The organism is Frankia sp. CcWB3 (assembly GCF_977927595.1).
In genome coordinates this window covers 6,886-9,027 of sequence record NZ_CDWRCK010000180.1, presented here as the reverse complement: position 1 = coordinate 9,027, position 2,142 = coordinate 6,886, and the positions used below count along the sequence as shown (strand labels likewise).

Annotated in this window: 3 protein-coding genes and 1 pseudogene; 2 read left to right on the top strand and 2 right to left on the bottom strand. The window is 71.4% G+C overall.

The window, feature by feature from the left end; translation table 11 throughout:
* Together ACY5KJ_RS14070 and ACY5KJ_RS14065 are read left to right on the top strand one after the other, a co-directional pair.
* Positions 1 to 953 (top strand): sensor histidine kinase (locus tag ACY5KJ_RS14070; RefSeq protein ID WP_462203547.1); only part of this gene is annotated, 953 nt, incomplete at its 5' end.
* Positions 926 to 1,126, top strand: a complete 201-nt coding sequence (locus tag ACY5KJ_RS14065) for a recombinase family protein (RefSeq protein WP_462186787.1) — start codon at positions 926 to 928, stop codon at positions 1,124 to 1,126. The genes ACY5KJ_RS14070 and ACY5KJ_RS14065, both read left to right, overlap by 28 nt.
* A gap of 6 nt (positions 1,127 to 1,132) precedes the next feature.
* Here ACY5KJ_RS14065 and ACY5KJ_RS14060 read toward each other — a convergent pair whose 3' ends face one another.
* Both ACY5KJ_RS14060 and ACY5KJ_RS14055 read right to left on the bottom strand, forming a co-directional pair.
* On the bottom strand, positions 1,133 to 1,525 hold the full coding sequence (locus tag ACY5KJ_RS14060; protein ID WP_462203546.1) for a BlaI/MecI/CopY family transcriptional regulator: 393 nt from the start codon (positions 1,523 to 1,525) through the stop codon (positions 1,133 to 1,135).
* Positions 1,526 to 1,828: 303 nt separating this feature from the next.
* A pseudogene (locus tag ACY5KJ_RS14055) lies at positions 1,829 to 2,142 on the bottom strand (hypothetical protein); the annotation flags it as partial.

Sequence of the window (2,142 nt, the reverse complement as noted above, 5' to 3'; positions counted from 1 at the left end):
GCCCGTCCCCGGCACCGGCCACGCCCTCCCCTGACGCGGAGACACCCGTCAGTGGGGCATCAGCCTGGCGTCGGCGGCCGTGGTTGTCCCGGCGGCCGGAGACCGTCATCCGCCGGGGCACCAATGAGGACTACCGCGCGTACGTCCACGAACAGGCAAGCCTGACCGCGCGGCTGGAAGAGACCGACCGGCTGCGCCGCGATCTGGTCGACACCGTCGCCCACGAGTTCCGTGCCCCGCTTGCGGGTATCCGCGCTGTCCTGACCGATGCCCGCAGCGGAGAGGCGGAGGGCGGCACGCTGGCCGGCCGGCTCGACACAGCGATCGACAGCACCCGCCAGCTCGAGCGCCTCCTTGAGAGCATGGTCACCGCGACGACCGCCGCGCACACCGACATCAACGCCAGCGATCTCACCGCGGCTCTCGCCGATGTCCAGACCGTGCTGCACACCACCCACACCGGCTGCCTGGTCGTCGTGGACGCCCCCGCATACCTACCTGTCCGGATGGACGGTGCCACTCTGCGCCGGCTTCTGGGTGACCTCGTCGACACCGTCCTGCGTTCCACACCAGCCGGGGCCCCGGTTCATATCGGCGCCGGCCAGGTCGGCACCGACCTGATCATTCTCCGGATCCGTACACCCACCCGCGTCCTTCCCGACGACACCGAGGCTAGCGCGCTGGCAGCCCCCTCCGAGCGGGAATCCGCTACGTCATCGAGCAGGTCGTCTCCGCCCACGGCGGCCGGCTGCGTACCGACACCCTCTACAACGATGGCGTCTTCGACATCCTCGAGATCGAGCTTCCCGCCGCCGGCATCCCTGCGGTCCCACCGCTCGGCGCGACCGCAGCCCTTCACCGTCCTCGCGATCCGGCCGCGGCCCCCGCGACCGCGACGCCAGCCCGAACGTGAGAGCACGGATCGTTGTCGGGTATTTTCGGCGCCGTGCTGATCGGCTACGCGCGGGTTTCGACCGCGGACCAGAACCCCGATCACCAGGTCGACGCGCTGCTGCGTGCCGGCGACACCCTCAAGGTCACCCGTCTGGACCGGCTCGGCCGCTCCCCGCTGCACCTGGTCACCCTCGGCGCCGAGCTCACCTGGCTTCATGCTCACATCTTCTAGCCGTTTCTAGCCGTTCTCGTGGTGCTCTCCGTCGGCGAGTTCCTGGCGGAGGACGTCGCGGTGGTGCGGTGGGAGGTGGCGGGCGAAGCAGCGCAACACGGCGCCGGGATCGTCGCCGCGGCCCAGGAAGTTCATCATCTGTTCCGCCGCGTGGTCCTCGGCGCGCTGCAGCGGACGGTAGGCGAATCCCCGGCCGTGCGGCGCGCGTTCGGCGAGTCCCTTGGCCACCAGCCGCAGCAGGGTGGTGGCGACCGTGCTCTGCGCGAGCCCCCGACCCAGCCGGCGCTGAACCTGGAAGGGCATCAGCGGTTCGGCTGCGGCCCAGAGCAGGGCCAGGACCTCGCGTTCCAACTCGCCGGCCGCACGCCTCTGCGGGACCGGCCTGACTGGTGCAGACATGGCGACTACGGACATGGTGACTCCGCGGGTTACTGATCAGTCCCGAGACGTCGAGGTGGCCGTACCGTGGCCGTACCGATTCGGGCGGCCGGGCACACCGGCCCGTTTGTTTCGTGGGGAGCCGGACGATCTGCCACGTCACCGGACGCACGTGGACATGGAATGGGGATGCCGAGGATGGCCACCGGGTGCCACGCGGGTGCCAGGCGCGGGCGGCGGATCGAGGGACGACACGATCCGGCCCGCGACGCGGGCAAGGGGGTTGGTGGATCTGTGGGATACCGGGGCCAGCCGTCGGACCGCTCAGAGCATCCCATGGACCGGCGGGCCCCGACGGATGACGATGTAATGCAGCAGGACCGGCCGACGGATCCGTCGCCGCGCCGGCAGGCGTGTGACCGGGTCGGGAACGAGGAGTAGGACGCGGCCGTCACGGCGCCGCAGGCGCCCGGCGGCGCGTCGTACGGCGGCCGCGGCGCCCTGCGCGGCCCGCCAGAGCAGGTTTTCGCCGAGGGAGAGCCAGCAGGCGAGCCCGAATGCGGCGAGCAGATGCGCCACGAGCATGCCCGGCCCCCGGGCAACAGGTCCAGCCCCACGCCGGCGTGGGGCTGGAGGCC